The sequence below is a fragment of the Streptomyces sp. NPDC059906 genome (genome assembly GCF_042730645.1).
In the GTDB taxonomy this organism is placed as follows: Bacteria; Actinomycetota; Actinomycetes; order Streptomycetales; family Streptomycetaceae; genus Streptomyces; species Streptomyces rubrogriseus.
Genome location: NZ_JBHWKU010000037.1, coordinates 1 through 15,759 on the forward strand (window position 1 = coordinate 1; position 15,759 = coordinate 15,759).

At 75.3% G+C, this 15,759-nt stretch carries 14 protein-coding genes; 4 read left to right on the plus strand and 10 right to left on the minus strand.

Annotation, left to right across the window (positions count from 1 at the left end; all coding sequences use genetic code 11):
• Positions 1 to 117 precede the first annotated feature (117 nt).
• Positions 118 to 1,515, minus strand: a complete 1,398-nt coding sequence (locus ACFV9J_RS35020) for an FAD-dependent oxidoreductase (RefSeq protein WP_385361352.1) — start codon at positions 1,513 to 1,515, stop codon at positions 118 to 120.
• 27 nt (positions 1,516 to 1,542) lie between these two features.
• Positions 1,543 to 2,547, minus strand: coding sequence for a DUF4349 domain-containing protein (locus ACFV9J_RS35025; RefSeq protein WP_385361355.1), 1,005 nt, complete (start codon positions 2,545 to 2,547; stop codon positions 1,543 to 1,545).
• A 224-nt stretch (positions 2,548 to 2,771) separates the two neighbouring features.
• Between ACFV9J_RS35025 and hemG the strand changes: the two genes are divergently transcribed.
• On the plus strand, positions 2,772 to 4,256 hold the full coding sequence (gene hemG, locus ACFV9J_RS35030) for a protoporphyrinogen oxidase (protein ID WP_385361358.1): 1,485 nt from the start codon (positions 2,772 to 2,774) through the stop codon (positions 4,254 to 4,256).
• Positions 4,257 to 4,260: 4 nt separating this feature from the next.
• Positions 4,261 to 4,992 carry a hydrogen peroxide-dependent heme synthase gene (gene hemQ, locus ACFV9J_RS35035; protein WP_385361361.1) on the plus strand — a complete coding sequence of 244 codons (732 nt, stop codon included), beginning with the start codon at positions 4,261 to 4,263 and terminating at the stop codon, positions 4,990 to 4,992.
• 109 nt (positions 4,993 to 5,101) lie between these two features.
• On the opposite strand, the gene ACFV9J_RS35040 is transcribed toward hemQ, so the two are convergent.
• From ACFV9J_RS35040 to ACFV9J_RS35055, 4 genes are all read right to left on the minus strand, one after another.
• Complete coding sequence (locus ACFV9J_RS35040) at positions 5,102 to 6,703, minus strand: alpha/beta hydrolase (protein ID WP_385361364.1); 1,602 nt, start codon at positions 6,701 to 6,703, stop codon at positions 5,102 to 5,104.
• Between the two features lie 113 nt (positions 6,704 to 6,816).
• Positions 6,817 to 7,626: a TIGR04222 domain-containing membrane protein gene (locus ACFV9J_RS35045; RefSeq protein ID WP_385361367.1), complete on the minus strand. Its 810-nt coding sequence runs from the start codon at positions 7,624 to 7,626 to the stop codon at positions 6,817 to 6,819.
• A 114-nt stretch (positions 7,627 to 7,740) separates the two neighbouring features.
• Positions 7,741 to 9,060 carry a DUF692 domain-containing protein gene (locus tag ACFV9J_RS35050; RefSeq protein WP_385361369.1) on the minus strand — a complete coding sequence of 440 codons (1,320 nt, stop codon included), beginning with the start codon at positions 9,058 to 9,060 and terminating at the stop codon, positions 7,741 to 7,743.
• Between the two features lie 137 nt (positions 9,061 to 9,197).
• Positions 9,198 to 9,971 (minus strand): peptidyl-tRNA hydrolase, encoded by a 774-nt coding sequence (locus tag ACFV9J_RS35055; protein WP_385361371.1) that lies wholly within the window; start codon positions 9,969 to 9,971, stop codon positions 9,198 to 9,200.
• 44 nt (positions 9,972 to 10,015) lie between these two features.
• Between ACFV9J_RS35055 and ACFV9J_RS35060 the strand changes: the two genes are divergently transcribed.
• Entirely contained in the window at positions 10,016 to 10,870 is an 855-nt protein-coding gene (locus tag ACFV9J_RS35060) for an ATP-binding cassette domain-containing protein (RefSeq protein WP_385361374.1), read from the plus strand.
• The gene (locus ACFV9J_RS35065) at positions 10,867 to 11,541 is read left to right on the plus strand and encodes an ABC transporter (RefSeq protein WP_385361376.1); all 675 of its coding nucleotides are present in this window, start codon (positions 10,867 to 10,869) and stop codon (positions 11,539 to 11,541) included. The genes ACFV9J_RS35060 and ACFV9J_RS35065 overlap by 4 nt, the downstream gene beginning before the upstream one ends.
• Here ACFV9J_RS35065 and ACFV9J_RS35070 read toward each other — a convergent pair.
• The 4 genes from ACFV9J_RS35070 to ACFV9J_RS35085 all read right to left on the minus strand — a co-directional run bounded on the left by ACFV9J_RS35070 (position 11,533) and on the right by ACFV9J_RS35085 (position 15,746).
• A complete protein-coding gene (locus ACFV9J_RS35070) occupies positions 11,533 to 11,769 on the minus strand; it encodes a hypothetical protein (RefSeq protein WP_385361379.1) in 237 nt (78 codons plus the stop codon). The genes ACFV9J_RS35065 and ACFV9J_RS35070 overlap by 9 nt on opposite strands.
• A 17-nt stretch (positions 11,770 to 11,786) precedes the next feature.
• Complete coding sequence (locus tag ACFV9J_RS35075) at positions 11,787 to 12,665, minus strand: polysaccharide deacetylase family protein (protein ID WP_385361381.1); 879 nt, start codon at positions 12,663 to 12,665, stop codon at positions 11,787 to 11,789.
• Between the two features lie 90 nt (positions 12,666 to 12,755).
• Positions 12,756 to 14,279 (minus strand): FAD-dependent oxidoreductase, encoded by a 1,524-nt coding sequence (locus tag ACFV9J_RS35080; protein ID WP_385361383.1) that lies wholly within the window; start codon positions 14,277 to 14,279, stop codon positions 12,756 to 12,758.
• 69 nt (positions 14,280 to 14,348) lie between these two features.
• Positions 14,349 to 15,746, minus strand: a complete 1,398-nt coding sequence (locus tag ACFV9J_RS35085) for a PhoX family protein (protein ID WP_385361385.1) — start codon at positions 15,744 to 15,746, stop codon at positions 14,349 to 14,351.
• Positions 15,747 to 15,759 lie beyond the last annotated feature (13 nt).

Genomic DNA, 15,759 nt, shown 5'->3' on the forward strand with positions numbered 1-15,759 from the left:
CAGTACGCGGGTCTGGGGCCGGCACTCCCCCAGCCTCCGGCCGGGGGGACCCCCAGAGCACGCACCTGACGCCGCGCGGCCGCCCTTCGGGCGACAACGCGAATTGTCAGACAGGCCCTAGCGCTGCCGCTCGACCTCCCTCGCCGCCTTGCGGGCGGCCACCAGCACCGGGTCCCACACCGGTGAGAAGGGCGGCGCGTAGCCGAGGTCCAGGGCGGTCATCCGCTCGACCGTCATCCCGGCCGTGAGGGCCACCGCGGCGATGTCGACCCGCTTGCCCGCGCCCTCACGGCCGACGATCTGCACGCCGAGCAGCCGCCCGGTGCGCCGCTCGGCCAGCATCTTCACCGTCATGGGGGAGGCGTTCGGGTAGTAGCCCGCGCGGCTGGTGGACTCGACGGTCGCCGTCACGAACCGCAGCCCCGCCCGCAGCGCGTCCTTCTCCCTGAGGCCGGTCCGCGCGATCTCCAGGTCGCAGACCTTGCTGACCGCCGTGCCGACCACGCCCGGGAAGGTCGCGTAGCCGCCGCCCGCGTTGGTGCCGACGACCTGCCCGTGCTTGTTGGCGTGCGTACCCAGCGGAATGTGCCGCTCCTGGCCGGAGACCAGGTCGAGCACCTCCACGCAGTCGCCGCCCGCCCAGATGTTCTCGTGGCCGCGCACCCGCATCGCGAGGTCGGTCAGCAGCCCGCCGTGGGCGCCGAGCGGCAGCCCCGCCGCCGCGGCGAGCCCCGTCTCGGGGCGCACACCGATGCCGAGCACCACCACGTCCGCCGGGAACTCGGCGTCCTTGGCCGCCACCGCCCGGACCCGGCCGTCCTCCCCGGTCAGCACCCCGGTGACCTCGGCGTCGTTGACCATGGTGATGCCGAGACCCTCCATCGCCCCGTGCACCATGCGGCCCATGTCCGGGTCCAGCGTCGACATCGGCTCCCGGCCGCGGTTGACGACCGTCACCTCGTAACCGCGGTTGATCAGCGCCTCGGCCATCTCCACGCCGATGTACCCGGCGCCGACGACCACCGCGCGACGGCCACGCGTGCGTGCCAGCGTGTCGAGCAGCGCCTGCCCGTCGTCCAGCGTCTGCACCCCGTGCACGCCGGGCGCGTCGATGCCCGGCAGCTCCGGCCGGACCGGCCGCGCCCCGGTCGCGATCACGAGCTTGTCGTACGACGTCCAGGACTGGGCCCCGGAATCGACGTCACGCGCGCGTACCCGCCCGCCGGCCACGTCGATCTCCGTGACCTCGGTGCGCATCCTGAGGTCGATGTCCCGGGCGCGGTGCTCCTCGGGCGTGCGCGCGATCAACGCGTCCCGTTCGGTCACGTCGCCGCCGACCCAGTACGGGATGCCGCACGCCGAGAACGAGCTGAAGTGACCGCGCTCGAACGCCACGATCTCCAGCTCGTCCGGGCCCTTCAGCCGGCGCGCCTGCGACGCCGCGGACATGCCCGCGGCGTCGCCGCCGATCACGACCAGCCGCTCGCTCTTCCCGTCCCCAGCGCTCATGTTCATGCGAACACGCTACGTGGGCGGGATCGTTCAGTCCCGCGCCCCGGGCTCCGCGCCGCGCGGCGCCTCCGACCCGCGCGGCCCCTCCGGACGGCGGCGCGGCAGCCGGGGGCGTACGACCCGCAGCCACAGCAGCGCGAGCAGCGCGGCCACCGCGGCGAACGGCGCCACCGCGCCGAGCACCACCGCCACCCAGCGCAGCATCGTCACGAAGGCGTCCCAGCCGCCCGCCAGCGCGTCCGTGAACCCCGGGTCCTCGTCCTCCTCCTTCTTCTCCTCGTGCTTCACCGGCGTCTCCGACAGGGAGAGGGTGATGGTGGCCAGGCTCGTGCGGTCCTTCAGGGCCGCCTGCCGGGCGAGCAGCGCCTCCAGCTCCGCCTGACGGGTGCTCAGCTCGCCCTCCAGGGTCACCACGTCGCTCAGCTGCGTCGCCCGGTCCATCAGCTCCCGGACCCGGGCCACACTCGCCCGCTGCGACTTCACGCGGCTGTCCACGTCCACCACCTGGTCGGTGACGTCCTCCGCCTTCGCGTCGCGCCGCAGCAGCTTCCCGGCGCCCTCCAGATCGTCGAGCACGTCCTCGTAGCGCTCCACGGGCACGCGCAGCGTCACCTCGGTCCGCTCGTGGCCCTGCGCGTCGCGGGTGGTGGACTCGTCGCCGACGTAGCCGCCGGCGTTCTCGGTCGCGGTGCGGGCCGCGTCGAGCGCCTTGGGCGTGTCCTTGACCTGAACGCTCAGGGAGACGGTGCGGATGATGTGGGCCGGGGCGAGCTTCGGCGGCGCGCTCGCACCGGCGCCGTCGGACCCGCCCTCACCGGCCGCGCCCGGTTTGCCGTCGGCCTGCGAGCCCTCCGCCTGCGAGCCCTGCTGTGGCGCGGCCGCCTTGGCGTTGCCGCCCGCGTCGGAGCCGGCGTCCGAGGCGGTGCAGCCGGTGAGGGCGAGCGCCGTGACCAGCAGCAGGCCGGCCAGGGCCCGGGCGGGTGGTACGGACCTCGCGGCCGCGGTTCTTCCTGTCGCCTGCCGTCGTGCCTGCATCGTGGATCCCCCCAGGTTGGTGGCAACTGATGTCTCTACGACGCGCGAAGGGGCGCGCACGACGGCGCGGAACGGTTCCGAAGAGATCACGGTCCGGACTCGCGGCCGGACGGGGCGCCGGACGGGGCGCCAGACGGGGCCGGGTCCTGTGGGCCAGGGGCCGGGGCCGGGGCCGTCCGTCCGGCCCCCGGGGCGCTGTCGGTGGCGTCTGAGACGCTGGGGTCATGAGCGCAAGTGACACCCCGGCGGGCGAGTTCCCACCGGAAGAGGCACCCGGACACGTAGTCGTCGTCGGAGCGGGCATCGCCGGACTGGCCGCCGCCCACCGCCTCCTGGAGGCCGGCGTCCGGGTGACCGTCCTGGAGGCGTCCGGCCGGGTCGGCGGCAAGCTGCTGCCCGGCGAGATCGCCGGAGTACGCGTCGACCTCGGCGCCGAGTCGATGCTGGCCCGCCGCCCCGAGGCCGTCGGTCTGGCCCGCGCCGCCGGACTCGCCGACCGCCTCCAGCCGCCGTCCACCGCGACGGCCTCCCTGTGGACCCGCGGCGCCCTGCGCCCCATGCCCAAGGGCCACGTCATGGGCGTTCCCGGCACCGCCGCGGCCCTGTCCGGCGTGCTCTCCGAGGAGGGCCTCGCCCGCATCGAGCGCGACGCCGAACTGCCCCGCACCGAGGTCGGCGACGACGTGGCCGTGGGGGAGTACGTCGCCGCGCGCCTGGGCCGCGAGGTCGTCGACCGCCTCGTCGAGCCGCTCCTGGGCGGCGTCTACGCGGGCGACGCCTACCGCATCTCCCTGCGCTCGGCCGTGCCGCAGCTCTTCGAGGCCGCCCGCACCCACACCTCGCTCACCGAGGCGGTCCGCGCCCTCCAGGGCCGCACGGCCACCTCACCGCCGAGCGGCCCGGTCTTCATGGGCATCGAGGGCGGCATCGGCACCCTCCCGCCCGCCGTCGCCGACTCCGTCCGCGCGCGCGGCGGCGAGATCGTCACCCACGCGCCCGTCACCGAGCTGCGCCGCACCGCGTCCGACGGCTGGCGGATCGTCGCCGGCGACCGGGTGCTGCACGCCGGCGCGGTCGTCGTCGCCGTCCCGGCCGGGCCCGCCGCCGAGCTGCTGCGCGCCGAGGCGCCCGCCGCCGCGGCCGAGCTGTCAGCCGTGGAGTACGCCTCGATGGCCCTGGTCACGCTCGCCTACCGCCGCTCGGAGGCCGCCGCGCTCCCCGAGGGCAGCGGCTTCCTCGTGCCGCCGGTCGACGGGCACACCATCAAGGCGTCCACCTTCGCCTCCCGCAAGTGGGGCTGGATCGCCGACGAGGACCCGGACCTGGTGGTCCTGCGCACCTCGGTGGGCCGGTACGGCGACACGGACATCCTCGGCCGCGACGACGAAGGCCTCGTCGCCGTCTCCCGGCACGACCTGGGCGAGGCCACCGGCCTGACCGCCGCGCCGGTCGCCACCCGCGTCACCCGCTGGCAGGACGGCCTGCCGCAGTACCCGGTCGGCCACCACGCGCGCGTGGCCCGCGTCCGCGAGCACGTCGCGAAGCTCCCCGGCCTCGCGGTGTGCGGCGCGGCCTACGACGGCGTCGGCATCCCGGCCAGCATCGCGAGCGCGTACGCGGCCGTCGACCAGATCCGGGGCGACCTCGGCGGTGTGGAGCAGCTCACGGCCCACCCGGTGCAGAGTCTGCACGGCGGAGCGGGAGAATAGGGCCATGAGTGACGACGCCTCCACCCCCGCCGCCGAGCGGATCCCGAACAAGGGCAAGCTGGCCAAGGACCTCAACGAGGTCATCCGCTACACCCTCTGGTCCGTGTTCAAGCTCAAGGACACCCTCCCCGAGGACCGCGCCGGGTACGCCGACGAGGTCCAGGAGCTGTTCGACCAGCTCGCCGCGAAGGACGTGACGATCCGCGGCACCTACGACCTGTCCGGGCTGCGCGCGGACGCCGACCTGATGATCTGGTGGCACGCCGAGACCGCCGACCAGCTCCAGGAGGCGTACAACCTCTTCCGCCGCACCAAGCTCGGCCGTGCGCTGGAGCCGGTCTGGTCGAACATGGCGCTGCACCGCCCCGCCGAGTTCAACCGCGCGCACATCCCGGCCTTCCTGGCCGACGAGACGCCGCGCGACTACATCAGCGTCTACCCCTTCGTACGCTCCTACGACTGGTACCTGCTGCCCGACGAGGACCGCCGCCGCATGCTCGCCGACCACGGCAAGATGGCCCGCGGCTACCCGGACGTGCGCGCCAACACGGTCGCCTCCTTCTCGCTGGGCGACTACGAGTGGATCCTCGCCTTCGAGGCCGACGAACTGCACCGCATCGTCGACCTCATGCGCCACCTGCGCGGCTCCGAGGCCCGCCGCCACGTCCGCGAGGAGATCCCGTTCTACACGGGGCGGCGTAAGGACATCGGCGAGCTGGTGGCCGGGCTGGCCTGATCAACGGGTGCGGTTGTCGGGTCGGCCGGGGGTCCGGGGGTTGTCCCCCGGGAGATGCGGTACCGGGCTGCGCAAGGACATCGGCGAGCTGGTGGCCGGGCTGGCCTGGTCAGGCCTTCGGTGCCGCGGCCCGCCTGGGCTCCGGTTCCGGGCGCGGGGCGCACGAGGTGTCCCGCGCCGGGAGGCGGCCCTCCAGCAGGTACGCCTCCAGGTGGCCGTTGACGCAGTCGTTCGGCCCGCCCGCGATGCCGTGCGTCCCCGCGTCCCGCTCGGTCACCAGCACCGAGCCCGACAGCCGCCGCCGCAGCTCCAGCGCGCCCTCGTACGGGGTCGCCGCGTCCCGTTCGGCGGCCAGGACCAGCGTCGGCGGCAGCTCACCCGGCGCGGTGCGCACGTCGAGGGGTTCCTGCCGGGGCACCTGCCAGTAGGCGCACGGCAGGTTCGTCCACACGTTGTCCCAGGTCTCGAACGGCGCCCGGCGGGCCAGCCGGGTGTTGTCCCGGTCCCAGACCCCGAAGTCGGCCGGCCAGGGCGCGTCGTTGCACTCGACGGCCGTGTACACGGCGTTGGAGTTCTCCGCCGCGACGGCGCCCTCCTCGGTCCGCGTGCCCGCCTGGTCGATCAGCGGCTGCGGATCGCCCTTCAGGTACGCCGACAGCGCCTCGGCACGGTGCGGCCAGTAGTCGTCGTAGTACCCGGCCTTCAGGAACGCCCCCTGCAACTGCGCGGGCCCCACCGTGCCGCCCGCCGGCTCCACGGCCAGCCGCGCGCTCGCCTCCTCGTAGCTGTCCTGCACCTGCCTGGCCGTGTCCCCGAGCCCGTACACGGCGTCGTGCTCGGCGGCCCACTCCTTGAAGTCGTCCCAGCGGTCCTCGAACGCCTCCGACTGGTCGAGGTTGTTGCGGTACCAGACCTGCTCGGGGTCCGGGTTCACCACCGCGTCGAACACCATCCGCCGCACGTGCGAGGGGAACAGCTCGGCGTACAGCGCGCCGAGGTAGGTGCCGTAGGACGCGCCCATGAACGTGAGCCGCCGCTCGCCCAGCGCGGCGCGGACCACCTCCAGGTCCCGGGCGTTGTTGAGCGAGTGGTAGTGCCGCAGCGCGTCCCCGCCCCGCTCCGCGCAGTCGCGCGCGTACGCCTCGGCCTCGGCGGCGCGCTTCTTCTTGTACGCGTCCGAGGGCTGCGTCGGCGCCGGCCGCGGCCCCTTGAAGAAGTCCCCGGGGTCCTGGCAGGACAGCGGCGCGGAGGGCGCGACCCCGCGCGGGGCGTATCCGACGAGGTCGTAGGCGGCGGCGATGCGCTTCCACTCGGGCACCATGCCCACCAGCGGGAAGTACAGCCCGGAGGCGCCGGGGCCGCCCGGGTTGTAGAGGAGGGCGCCCTGGCCGGGGACCTCGCGCCCGTCGTCGTCCGGGTCCTCGTGGGTGGCCCGCACCCGGCTGACGGTGAGCCGGATTTGCCTGCCGTCCGGGTGGGCGTAGTCCAGCGGCACGGTCACGGTGCCGCAGCGGATGCCGTCCGGCAGCTCCTCCGCCCTTGGGCACCTGCCGAAGTCCACCCCGGCCGCGGCCGCGCGCCGGGCCGCCGCGGCGGTGCCGAGCGCCTCGGCGGATCCGGGCCCGGCCGGCGGCGCCGCCCGGGCGGGGGCGGCGGTGAGGGTGGCCAGCAGCAAGGACCCGGCGGCCGAGTAGAGGACGGCAGCTCGCATCGCGTATCCCTTCGGTGCACGGTGTGACACAAGGGATGTTTGGTGCGGCGGCCGGGCGGGGCAAGCACCGCCCGCGGGTGTCGGCGCCGAGTGCCCCCGTACGCCCCCGGGCGTCAGGCCCGGCGCTCCCAGTGGTCCCCGGCGTACTTCTCGCGGTGGGCGAAGGCCGCACGCAGGTCCGGTTCGCCGATCGCGTGCACGCCGCGCACCGCGACCGAGGTGAGGAAGGTCCTCTCGTCCGCCGTGCCGTCGGCCCGCTGGACGAGGGCGCCGACCAGCCGTTGCCCGGCGGGGGAGGCCCAGCGCGCGTACGGGTGGATCTCCATCCGCGTGATGGCCAGGCAGCCCAGGGTCAGGGCGAGCGGCAGCGCGAACCAGAGGGCGACCAGGAGGCGCGGTTCGGTGGCGGGCAGCGGCAGCGCCAGGGCGACCAGGCCGAGCGCGCACACCGTCACCGCGGCCACCCGCACCCGGCGCGCCCCGGCCGCGACGCCACCGGAGCCGCCACCGGAGCCGCCGTCGGGTACGGCGAGGCCCGCTCCCACCAGCCGGTCGGACAGGCCCCGTACCGCGTCGGCGGCGGCCGCGGCGGCCCGTACCGGCGCTATCCGGGACTGTCCGCCGGGTCCTATCGCCCCGATGACCGACCGCTCCATGTCGTCCCGGCCGCACGGATCGACGACGGTGGCCCAGCCGGTGTGCGCGAGCAGCAGCCGCCGCTGACGCGCCATCGAGACCAGCGTCAGGTCCGCCACCCGCCGCGGACCACCGGACAGGAACGCCGCCTCGTACAGCGTCAGCGTGTGTTCACGGACGACTGCGCGCGGTTCCACGGCCGCCGCGCGCACGGCGGCCAGGCACAGCCGCAGGCACGCGAGACCGGCGACGGCCCAGGCCGACAGGAGGAAAAGGACCCAGAACATGCCGTACTTCTATGCCAAAGGCTTTCACCGGCGCCATGCCCTTTTCACATTCCGGGACGCAGCGTTGTGGGTATGTGACGTTCCGCTCGGCGATGTCCCCCGACGCCGCCCGGTTCAGCGGCGCAGCAGAACACGCCTGGTCGCACGGGCCAGCCGGGCCCCGGGACGCGCCGACCGCGGCACCGGTCCCGACCGCTCCAGCCACCACTCCCGCAACTCCCGCCGCACCCCCGGGTCCTCGCCCTCCCCCGGCGCCGTCCGCAGCACGTGCTCGACGAAGTCGAGGGCGTCCCGCCGGTAGCCGCCGGTCATCGGACGGTCCTGCGCGTAGGCGAGGAAGGCGGGCCGGTACCGCGCGCCCAGGATCACCGGCAGCTCGGGCGCGACCTTGCCGACCACGTCGGCCCGCTTCCCGGCCAGCGCCCGCGCCTGCACCCCCAGCCGCACCCGGTCGAACCCCTCGGGCACCGGCGACCCCGCGACCAGCGCGGACAACAGCGCGGCCTGCGCGAGCCCGAGCCGCTGCCGTACGGCGTCGTCGGCGCCCGTGCCCGCACCGGTACCGGTGCGCGAGGTGCGGTCGGCCGCTCCGGTCCCGGTGGCCGCCGCCCGCCCCTGCTCCACGGCGCCGCGGATCGCCTCCACCTCACCCCGCAACTCGTCGCCGGAGGGGAAGTTCTCGTCGCGCTCCAGCAGCACGCCCGGCGGCGCGACGCGCGAGGCGAGGTCGGTCAGGATGTCCAGCACCGGCCGCGCGACGGGGTGGGCGTGGCTGTCGTGCCAGACGCCGTCCCGCTCGAAGCCGCCCGCGACGTGGACGTAGGCGATGGCCTCCAGGGGCAGCTCGGCGAGCGCCTCGGCGGGGTCCTCACCCCGGTTGACGTGGTTGGTGTGCAGGTTCGCCACGTCGATCAGCAGCCGCACGCCGGTCCGGTCGGCCAGCTCGTACAGGAACTGCCCCTCCGTCAGCTCCTCGTCCGGCCACGAGACGAGCGCGGCGATGTTCTCCACGGCGAGCGGGACGGGCAGCGCGGCCTGCGCGATGCGCACGTTCTCGCACAGCACGTCGAGGGCGTCGCGCGTGCGCGGCACGGGCAGCAGGTGCCCCGCCTCCAGCGACGGCGACGCGGTCAGCGCCCCGCCCGCGCGCACGAACGCGATGTGCTCGGTGACCAGCGGCGACCCGAGCACCTCGGCCCGCTCGGCCAGCGCCGCCAGCCGTCCCGGGTCCGGCCGGTCCGCGCCGCCGAGCCCCAGCGAGACTCCGTGCGGCACGACGGTCACGCCGCGCTCGCGCAGCCGCAGCAGCGAGTCGGGCAGATGCCCGGGACACAGGTTCTCGGACACGGCCTCGACCCACTCGATGCCGGGCATCTCCTCGACGGCGTCCGCGATCTCCGGCCGCCATCCGATGCCGGTGCCCAGTCGTCGCATGGCCGATCCCTCCCTCCGCGTCGTCATGACCGGGGTATCGCCCGCGGGAGCGGGCCCGAACCCCGTTCAGGGCGCCTTCAGAGGAACATTTGAGGTTCGCGGGCCGCCCCGGGCACCGGCTGGTTCGCCGCCGCCGGCTACGGGCGCGCCCGCCGCAGCGCCGGATGGTCCGCCACCACCGTGCACGAACCCGGCGCGATCTCCGTGAACCCGGCGTCCCGCACCACCGGCAGGCCGCCGGTGGTGAGGCCGGTCCAGCGGGCCGGGTCCGCGGTGCGCGCCGACAGCGGGAAGCCCGCGTCGCGCCACGCCGTCCGCTCGTCGTCGGACAGCTCCCACCAGGCGAGCTGGGCACCGTGGCCCGCCTGGGCCATCGCCTTGCCCGCCGACATGTCCAGGTCGGGGTTGAGCCAGAGCACCGGCGCGGTGGGGTCGGCGTCGACCGGCGGCTCCGGGTCGTCGAGGTCGGTGCCGGAGACCTGGAGGCGGGCCAGGTCCTTGGGCCAGCCGTCCAACGGGACCGGCGGGAAGACCCGTACCTCGGCGTTCTTGCCGGTGACCGTGATGCCCGGCAGCGCCTCGGCCCGCCGCCACTCCGCGCCGCGGGCCCGCCGCACGACCTTGCGGATACGCGCGTCCTGCCAGTCCCGCACCGCCCGCGCCCACGTGCCGTCGCCGGTCGACCGCTCGTCGGCGAGCATCACCAGCACCGCCCGGGCCGCGGTCTCCAGCGCGTCGGTGCGGGACGGCGGCGCCGCCCGCTCGATGCGCACCACGAGCGGCAGCACGAACTGCGGTGCGAGGTCGCGGTCGCCGGGCTCGGGACGGAAGGGGCTGTCGGGGGCGGGAACGGGGGCGGGGACGGGAATGGGGGCGGGGGCGGGGACGGGTGTCGTCGGGTCGTTGCTCACGCCCTACAGTCTGCCAACCCCCGCGCCTGGGAGAGTATGGCCCCATGCGACGCGAGCTACGGCTGGACGGTGTGGGCCGCCGCTACGGTCTGCGCGGCCCCTGGGTGCTGCGCGGGGTCGAGCTGGGCGTGGAGCCCGGCGCCCTCGTCCGCGTCGAGGGCGCCAACGGCACCGGCAAGTCGACCCTGCTGCGCCTGCTCGCCGGGATCGACGCCCCCACCGAGGGCCGGGTCACCGGCCGCCCGCGCACCGCCTACGTCCCCGAACGCTTCCCGCCCGCCCTGCCCTTCACCGCCGCCCAGTACCTGACCCACCTCGGCACCGTCCACGGCCTGTCCCGCCGGGCGGCGGCCCGTGCCGCCGGGCACTGGCTGGAGCGGCTGGGGGCCGCCGGGTACGCCGGCACGCGGCTCTCCCGGCTGTCCAAGGGCAGCAGTCAGAAGGTGGCGGTGGCGCAGGCCCTGCTCGCCGAGCCGGAGCTGCTCGTGCTCGACGAGGCCTGGACCGGGCTCGACACGGACGCCCGGGCCGAGTTGGAACGGGCGGTCGCCGAGCGTACGGCGGCAGGCGGTGCCGTCGTCTTCGTCGACCACGACCCGCGCCGCCTGGCCGACGCGCCCGGCGCCGTGTACGTCGTGCGCGACGGTCACCTGCACCCCCGTACCGGACCCGCCCCGGTGCCGGCCGGGCCGCGGGTCGTCGTTCGGGTGCAGGGGCCGCCCGCCGCCGCCCTGCCCGCCGACGCGCACCGGGTTGCCGCCTCGGCGCAGGAGACCGGCCCCGGTTCCCACACGCTCAGCGTCCCTGCCTCCCACTCCGACGTCCTGCTGCGCACGCTCCTGGCCGCCCGGCCGCCCTGGCACGTGGTGAGCGTGCACGCCCCCGAGGACCGCCGATGACCGCTCTCCTGCGCTACCAGACGGCCCTCCTGCTGCGCTCCCAGCGCTGGCTGCCGCCCGTCGTCCTGTACGCCGCCGCCCTCGGCATCGGCGTGCAGGGCGGCCAGCCGGTGCTCGACTCGCTGGGCTGGGCGGCGGCCGCGCTGCTGCCGGTCGCGGCCTGGCTGGTGCGGATCTGCGTCACGGGCGAGCCGCCCGCCGCGCGGGGGTGCGTGTCGGCGGCACGGGGTCCCGCGCGGGCCCACCTGGCCGCCGTGCTGGTGGGGCTGGCCGCCGCCGTCGTCCTGGGCGCCGCCGCGACCGTCGTCGTGACGCTGATCAGCGACCCCGTCAGCACCGGCCACGGAACGCGCGTGCCCCCGCTCCCGGCGGCCGGCGCCGGACTGCTCGCCGCGCTGGTGTGCGCCCTGCTCGGCACCGCCGTCGGCGCGCTCACCGCCTGGCCGGTGCTGCGCTCGCCCGGCCGCGCGGTCCCCGCCCTGCTGCTGGCGGCCCTGCTGGCGCTGGTGACGTCGGGGTCCCCGGCGCGGGCGGCGGTCGGCGGCCTGGTCACCGGGTCCAGGTCGGGCGCGGTCCCGCTGCCGCTGCTGCCGCTGGCCGGGGCGGCGGCCGTCGCCGCGGGCGCGACCGCCGTGGCCTGTGCGCTCGGCTCGCGCAGGTCGTCAGCCTGAGCAGGCGGTGCGCTGGGCCTCCTGCCACTCGCAGACCGGGCAGAGCGTGATGCCCTTGTACGACTCCGGGTATTCCGTCGGCTCCCGGCACTGCACGCACTCGGCGTACGGCGGACAATCGGCCTTCGGCGGCCGGGGCGCGTCGATCAGGCAGTAGCCGCCGGGCTCGCAGCCGGCGCCGTCCGGCTCCGGCTCCGGTTCGTGGCCGTGGTCGTGGTCGCTGTCCATGTCTCAAGCCTAGGACGTCAGGCGTGCCCGTTCGCGGCGCGGACCAGCTCCGAGACCTTCACGAAGCGGTACCCCTGGCGGCGCAGCTCCGGCACCACCGCCCGCACCACCTCCTCGGTCACCGGGGCGGCGCTGCGCGTGCAGTGCATGACGACGACCGAACCCGGCCGCACCCCGTCGAGCACCTGCCGGGTCACCGCGTCGGCGTCCGTCGCGAAGGCGTCCCCGCTCACCACGTCCCACTGCACGGCGGTGACCCCGGTGGCCGACAACTCCTTGAGGGCCGCCTTGTCGTAGCAGCCGCCGGGGAAGCGGAAGTACGGCATCGGGTTCGGCACCCCGGCCTTCTCGAACGCCGTGTACGCCCGCTCCAGGTCCGGGCGCATGCGGTCCTTGGGCACGGTGGGCAGGCCGTAGCAGTCGTCGGTGTACGCGTAGTGGCTGTAGGAGTGGTTGGCGATCTCGAACCGCGGGTCCCGGCCGATGGAGCGGGCCTCGTCCGGGTACTCCTCGGCCCAGCGACCGGTCATGAACACCGTGGCCGGCACCTTCAGTTCCCGCAGCGCCGCGATCAGCCCCGGGTTGTCGAACCGCTCGCCCGACGCCGCCCGCGGCCCCTGGTCGGCGGTCATGTCGGCGTCGAAGGTGAGGGCGACCGGCTTGCCGTCCCGTCCGGCGCCCTGCGTGCCGTCCGTGCGGGGGCCGTGCTCGAAGACGGGGGTGAGGCCCGCGGGGCCGGGGGCGAGGGTGGGGGTGGGCGTCCGGGAGGGGGACGGGGACGGGGCGGGGGCCGAGGGAGCCGGACGGGGGGCCTGCTCGGCCCCGGTGGTTCCGCAGGCGGCGAGGGCGGCGCCCAGGGCACAGAGCGCGGCGGCGCGTCGTACGAGAGTGATCACCGTACGAACGTAGGAGTGCGATGTTCTTTTTGTATGACTATGAGAGGTGGCGTGCCGCCTCGGTCACCCGCCCGGCTCAGCTGCCGGGCGTCAGATGTCCCGCGGCTCCAGCGGCTTGGTCGCCGGGCCCTCCAGCACCTTGCCGTCGGTGCCGAAACGGGAGCCGTGGCAGGGGCACTCCCAGGCGCGTTCGGCCGCGTTGAAGTCGACCAGGCAGCCCAGGTGGGTGCAGCGCGGCGAGACGGCGTGCAGGGCGCCCTCCTCGTCCCGGTAGACCGCGAGCCGGTCGCCGCCCGCCCGGACCACCGCGCCCTCGCCCGGCGGCAGCGCCTCCACCGGCGGGGTGGGCCGCAGCCGGTCGCCGACGAAGTGCCGGGCCACCTCGGCCTGCGTCCTGAGCAGCGCGGGCGCCTCACGCACCGCCGTGCGCAGCCGGCGCGGGTCGTACAGCCCGCTCCACGCGCACTCCTCGCCGGTGATCTGCGCGGTGAGCAGCCGGCCCGCCATCATGCCGCCGCTCAGTCCCCAGCCGCCGAAGCCGGTGGCGACGTAGGTGTGGTGCGCGCCCGGGTGCAGCGGGCCCACCATCGGCACGGTGTCGGTGGGGTCGATGTCCTGCGTGGCCCAGGCGTGGGTGCGCTCGACGCCGGGGAAGTGCTCGTCGGCCCAGGCGGCGAGGGTCTCGAAGCGCTCGCGGGTGTCGCCCGTGCCGGGGGTGAAGTGCTCCCCGGTGACGACGAGCAGGCGGCGGCCCGTGTCGGCCAGGGGTGCCGTGCGCACCGAGCGGGTGTTCTCCTCCGGCGTGATGTACATGCCGCCGACGTCGCGATCCGCCTCGACGGTTCCGGCGACGACCAGTTCGCGGCGCGGGGAGAGGCGGGCGAAGAGCAGGGCGCGGTCGAAGACCGGGTAGTGGGTGGCCACCACGACGTCCCGGGCGGTGACCGTCGCCCCCGCCTCCGTCCTCACCCGGCAGGGCTCGCCCTCGTCCAGACCCTGGACGGTGGTGCCCTCGAAGATCCGCCCGCCGCGCGCCTCCAGGTCCGCGGCGAGGGCCAGCAGGTACTTGACGGGGTGGAACTGGGCCTGTCCGGTCACCTTCACGGCGCCCGCCACCGGGAACGGCAGCCCGGTCTCGGTCACGAACGAAGCGGGCAGCCCCGCCTCCTCGGCCGCGGCCGCCTCGGCGCGCAGCTCGTCCGCGCGGCCCGGGCCGCGGACGTACGTGTAGGCGTCGCGGGTCTCCCAGTCGCAGTCGATGCCCAGCTCGGCGACGACCCCGGCGGCGTGCTCGATCGCCTCGGACTGCGAGCGGGCGTACAGCCGGGCGCCCTCGGGGCCGCGGGTGCGGCGCAGCCTGTCGTAGACCAGGGTGTGCAGGACGCTCAGCTTGGCGCTGGTGTACCCGGTGACCCCGGCGGCGACCCGCCCGGCCTCCAGCACCGCCACGCTCCGCCCGGCCCGGGCCAGCTCCCAGGCCGTGCTGAGCCCGGCGACACCGGCACCGATCACGGCGACGTCGACGTCGAGGTCCTCCGCGAGCGCGGGACGGGGCGCACCGCCCGGTGCCGTCTGAAGCCAGTACGAGTCGCCGACCTGCACGTTCTGAGTCATGCGGCCCGGGTACCCCAGGGCCGCGGCTTCAGTGACCGCACGGCGCGCCCCGCCTGCGTCCCCGGGCCGCTACCCGCGCCAGGGCCCGGTCACCGCGAAGGTGGTGCCGGGCGTGTAGCAGTTCATGTACATCGTGTCGCCGTCCGGGGAGAAGGTGACACCCGCGAACTCACCCCACTCCGGCTCCTCCTCCGTGCCGATGTTCTGCGCGCCGCGCGCCATGGCGTACACCTCGCCGCGCCGGGTCACGCCGAAGACGTGCTGGGCGCCGCCCCCGTCCTCGCAGACCATGAGGCCGCCGCTGGGGGCCAGGCAGATGTTGTCCGGGGACTCGCCCGGCAGCTGCACGTCGGTGTCCGGACCGAAGACGATCACGAGGGTGAGCCGGCGCCGCTCGGGGTCGTAGCGCCAGATCTGGCCGTAGTGGTCGGCCGCCGAGCCCTCGTCGCTGTGGGCGAAGGACGACACGAAGTACACGCACCGCCCGCCCCAGTAGCAGCCCTCCAGCTTCTGCGCGTGGGTGATGCCGCCCCGGCCGAAGTCCTGGAAGCGGATGGGCGTCCCGTCCGCCAGCGGGTCGGGCACGTCCACCCACTCGATACGGTCGAAGGTGGCGCCCGTCTCCTGGATCGAGGACAGGTCGGGCACGCCGGGCACGCGCATCGCCTGGAGCCTGCCGCCCGCCCGCAGCGAGCCCCGGCCGCCCAGCGGCTTCTCGGGCAGGAACCGGTAGAACAGGCCGAACGGCCGCTCGAAGGCGTCCTCCGTCTCGTACACGACACCGCGCCGCGGGTCCACGGCGATCGCCTCGTGCTGGAAACGGCCCATCGCGGTCAGCGGCACCGCGCCGGTGCGGTGCGGGTCGGCCGGGTCGACCTCGAAGATGAAGCCGTGGTCCTTGGTGTAGCCGTTGGTCCCGGCCCTGTCCTCGGTCTCCTCGCAGGTCAGCCAGGTGTGCCAGGGTGTGGGGCCGCCCGCGCAGTTGACGGCCGTACCGGCGATCGCGACCCGCTCGGACAGGACGTGGTTGCGGGCGTCCAGCGTCAGCGCCGTACAGCCGCCCTTGCCCTCCGGATCGTAGGTGAGGCCCTCGACCGTCGGGACGGGGACGCGGCCGTCCTCGCGGTTCTCGTGGTTGCGGACGAGGTGGGTGGTGCGGCCGTGCCTGCGGGAGGAACGCCCCGGGAAGGCGGACATGCCGTCGTGGTTGGAGGGCACCGGCCCTTCGCCGGAGCGCAGCCGGTCGCCCTCGCGGGACAGCACCCGGTAGCGGAAGCCCTTGGGCAGGTCCAGCAGTCCGTCGGGGTCGGGGACCAGGGGGCCGTAGCCGGTGTGGCCGAGGGACTGGGCGGCGGCGGTGCCGGCGAAGAGTTCCGAGAGGGCGCCGGTGAAGGCGATGCCTGCGCCCAGGGCTCCGGTACGGGCGAGCACCTGGCGGCGGGTCGCCGCGCTGTGGGACGTGGACATGGGGAAACCTTCC

Coding starts and splice junctions, on each gene's coding strand:
- ACFV9J_RS35060 (WP_385361374.1), top strand. CDS start 10,016: ATGCGACGCGAGCTACGGCTGGACGGTGTGGGCCGCCGCTACGGTCTG.
- ACFV9J_RS35080 (WP_385361383.1), bottom strand. CDS start 14,279: ATGACTCAGAACGTGCAGGTCGGCGACTCGTACTGGCTTCAGACGGCA.
- ACFV9J_RS35020 (WP_385361352.1), bottom strand. CDS start 1,515: ATGAACATGAGCGCTGGGGACGGGAAGAGCGAGCGGCTGGTCGTGATC.
- ACFV9J_RS35045 (WP_385361367.1), bottom strand. CDS start 7,626: ATGTTCTGGGTCCTTTTCCTCCTGTCGGCCTGGGCCGTCGCCGGTCTC.
- ACFV9J_RS35040 (WP_385361364.1), bottom strand. CDS start 6,703: ATGCGAGCTGCCGTCCTCTACTCGGCCGCCGGGTCCTTGCTGCTGGCC.
- hemQ (WP_385361361.1), top strand. CDS start 4,261: ATGAGTGACGACGCCTCCACCCCCGCCGCCGAGCGGATCCCGAACAAG.
- ACFV9J_RS35070 (WP_385361379.1), bottom strand. CDS start 11,769: ATGGACAGCGACCACGACCACGGCCACGAACCGGAGCCGGAGCCGGAC.
- hemG (WP_385361358.1), top strand. CDS start 2,772: ATGAGCGCAAGTGACACCCCGGCGGGCGAGTTCCCACCGGAAGAGGCA.
- ACFV9J_RS35050 (WP_385361369.1), bottom strand. CDS start 9,060: ATGCGACGACTGGGCACCGGCATCGGATGGCGGCCGGAGATCGCGGAC.
- ACFV9J_RS35085 (WP_385361385.1), bottom strand. CDS start 15,746: ATGTCCACGTCCCACAGCGCGGCGACCCGCCGCCAGGTGCTCGCCCGT.
- ACFV9J_RS35065 (WP_385361376.1), top strand. CDS start 10,867: ATGACCGCTCTCCTGCGCTACCAGACGGCCCTCCTGCTGCGCTCCCAG.
- ACFV9J_RS35025 (WP_385361355.1), bottom strand. CDS start 2,547: ATGCAGGCACGACGGCAGGCGACAGGAAGAACCGCGGCCGCGAGGTCC.